Below are 2,264 nucleotides of genomic sequence, written 5' to 3'. Positions count from 1 at the left end.
ACTACGACCAGATCCAGGCGCTGGCCACAGAACACCAGCCCAAGCTGATCATCGCCGGCGGCTCCGCCATCCCGCGCCAGATCGACTTTGCCAAATTCCGTGAAATCGCGGACAGCGTCGGCGCCTATTTCATGGTCGACATGGCCCATATCGCAGGCCTGATCGCCGCCGGTGAGCACCCCTCGCCGTTCCCGCATGCGCATGTGGCCACTACCACCACGCATAAAACCCTGCGCGGCCCCCGCGGCGGCATGATCGTGACCAATGACGAAGCGATTGCCAAGAAAGTGAACTCGGCGATCTTCCCCGGCATCCAGGGCGGTCCGCTGATGCATGTGATCGCCGGCAAGGCGGCGGCCTTTGGCGAGGCGCTGAAGCCGGAGTTCAAGACCTACCAGAAGCAGGTGCGCGCCAACGCCGCGGCGCTGGCGGACCAGCTGATCAAAGGCGGCCTGGACATCGTCACCGGCGGCACCGACACCCATGTGATGCTGGTCGACCTGCGTCCCAAGGGCGTGACCGGCAACATCGCCGACAAGGCGCTGGGCCGCGCCCATATCACCACCAACAAGAACGGCATCCCGTTCGACCCGGAAAAGCCCACCGTGACGAGCGGTTTGCGTCTGGGCACCCCCGCAGGCACCACCCGCGGCTTCGGCGAGGGCGAGTTCCGCCAGATCGCCGACCTGATCATCGAGGTGATCGACGGGCTGGCCGCCAACGGTGAAGACGGCAATGCCGATGTGGAAGCCGCGGTGCGCGCCAAGGTCGCAGATCTCTGCGCCAGGTTCCCGCTGTATCCGAACCTGTAAGAGACTGAAGAACATAAAAAACCAAACGCCGCGGCTCAATTACCGCGGCGTTTCTTATTGACGGCACTTCTGTCAGCCACCACTACTCCCCTTTCGCGTATGCAGTATGGGAGAGCCTGTGATGGACAATGGATGGCAGGCCTCTGCTGACGCCTGGATCACACTGATGGGGGTAAGCGGCGACTTCAGCCGGCAACATGTTCTGGATCACCCGATGCTGAATCGTGTGCGTCTCCGGCCAAGCCCGCGCATTCTTGACGTCGGGTGCGGCGAGGGCCGGTTTTGCCGGATGCTCGCGCCCTTCGCAGGAAATGTAACCGGGCTGGATCCGACAGATGCCCTCCTCCGGCATGCAGAAGCCCTGTCTGATCAGAGGTTTGTAAAAGGCACTGCAGAAGCTCTGCCATTTGAAGACGCCAGCTTCGACATCGTCGTCAGCTATTTGACACTGATCGACATCCCGGACACGAAACGTGCAATTGCCGAGATGACGCGGGTGCTGGCGCCGGGAGGTCATCTGCTGATTGCCAACCTCAACAGCTGGATCACAGCCTCGCAGTCCAAAGGCGGAGGCTGGACACGTGATCAGGACGGCGCGGCGAATATGTGCATCGACCGCTATTTCGAGGAACACCACCATTGGGGCGAATGGAATGGGATGCGGATAAAGAACTGGCACCGGCCGCAGGCGTTCTACATGCAGGCATTGCTGAACGCAGGGCTGCAGCTGACCCATTTTGACGAACCCATGGCGACGGGCGGCGAGCGGGCGGACAGCTACAACCGGGCTCCCTATCTCTACCTGATGGAGTGGCAAAAGCCGGCTGGCTGAATACGGCGGCACGGCAAACGCCCGCCAATAGATGGCGGGCGCCGGGCCTGTTTCACTTAATGCGGATCAAAGATCCTGTTTCGCGTCCAGCAGCGCGTCTTCCAGCAGCTTTTCGTTGCGGGCATCTTCGATCTTGCGGATGCGGTCTTCGCTGGAGCGATGATCGAACCGGTACTTCACCACGTTGATCAAGCTGAGCGTCAGCAAGAGCACGCCCATGCCCCAATAGCCTTTGGTGGCAAGCGGCACTTCGGTGGATAGCCACAGGGACACCCCCAGCATCGCATAGGCGATGGCCACGCCGGCAACGTTCAGGAGGATAATCAGTTTATTGTCAGTGCTGTCGGTAAACATGTCTTTGCTCCAGTATTCAAAAATTGCTTTAGGTTGCCCGGCGGCCCGGGTGGTGCCTGGGCTGTGCCCGGTCAGTCTTTAACTTTCAGCCGGTTCAGCACATCAGCAGCGGTGCTGCGGCTGCGGGGGCCGAAACCGGCGTCTGCCAGATCATCGGCGATGGTGCTGCTGTTCAGCTCGCCGTCGATTTCGCGCAGGATCTCGCCCTGCTCGAACGGGTCATCGCGCTGCAGGACCTGGCTGATCAGCGCCTCGGCCTCTTCGGC

At 61.4% G+C, this 2,264-nt stretch carries 3 protein-coding genes and 1 pseudogene; 2 read left to right on the top strand and 2 right to left on the bottom strand.

Annotated elements, in window-relative coordinates; translation table 11 throughout:
- Positions 1-812 (top strand): serine hydroxymethyltransferase (glyA, locus tag A2I95_RS32415; protein WP_291736449.1); only part of this gene is annotated, 812 nt, incomplete at its 5' end.
- Between the two features lie 121 nt (positions 813-933).
- Entirely contained in the window at positions 934-1,644 is a 711-nt protein-coding gene (locus A2I95_RS32410; RefSeq protein ID WP_291736446.1) for a class I SAM-dependent methyltransferase, read from the top strand.
- Positions 1,645-1,710: 66 nt separating this feature from the next.
- Here A2I95_RS32410 and A2I95_RS32405 read toward each other — a convergent pair whose 3' ends face one another.
- Together A2I95_RS32405 and A2I95_RS32400 are read right to left on the bottom strand one after the other, a co-directional pair.
- The gene (locus A2I95_RS32405; RefSeq protein ID WP_129370559.1) at positions 1,711-1,998 is read right to left on the bottom strand and encodes a hypothetical protein; all 288 of its coding nucleotides are present in this window, start codon (positions 1,996-1,998) and stop codon (positions 1,711-1,713) included.
- Positions 1,999-2,069: 71 nt separating this feature from the next.
- A pseudogene (locus A2I95_RS32400) lies at positions 2,070-2,264 on the bottom strand (PspA/IM30 family protein); the annotation flags it as partial.

The sequence above is a fragment of the Leisingera sp. F5 genome (genome assembly GCF_001593695.1).
The sequence above is the reverse complement of the archived record's forward strand: the minus strand, read 5'-3'. Positions and strand labels throughout refer to the sequence as shown.

Coding starts and splice junctions, on each gene's coding strand:
- A2I95_RS32410 (WP_291736446.1), top strand. CDS start 934: ATGGACAATGGATGGCAGGCCTCTGCTGACGCCTGGATCACACTGATG.
- A2I95_RS32405 (WP_129370559.1), bottom strand. CDS start 1,998: ATGTTTACCGACAGCACTGACAATAAACTGATTATCCTCCTGAACGTT.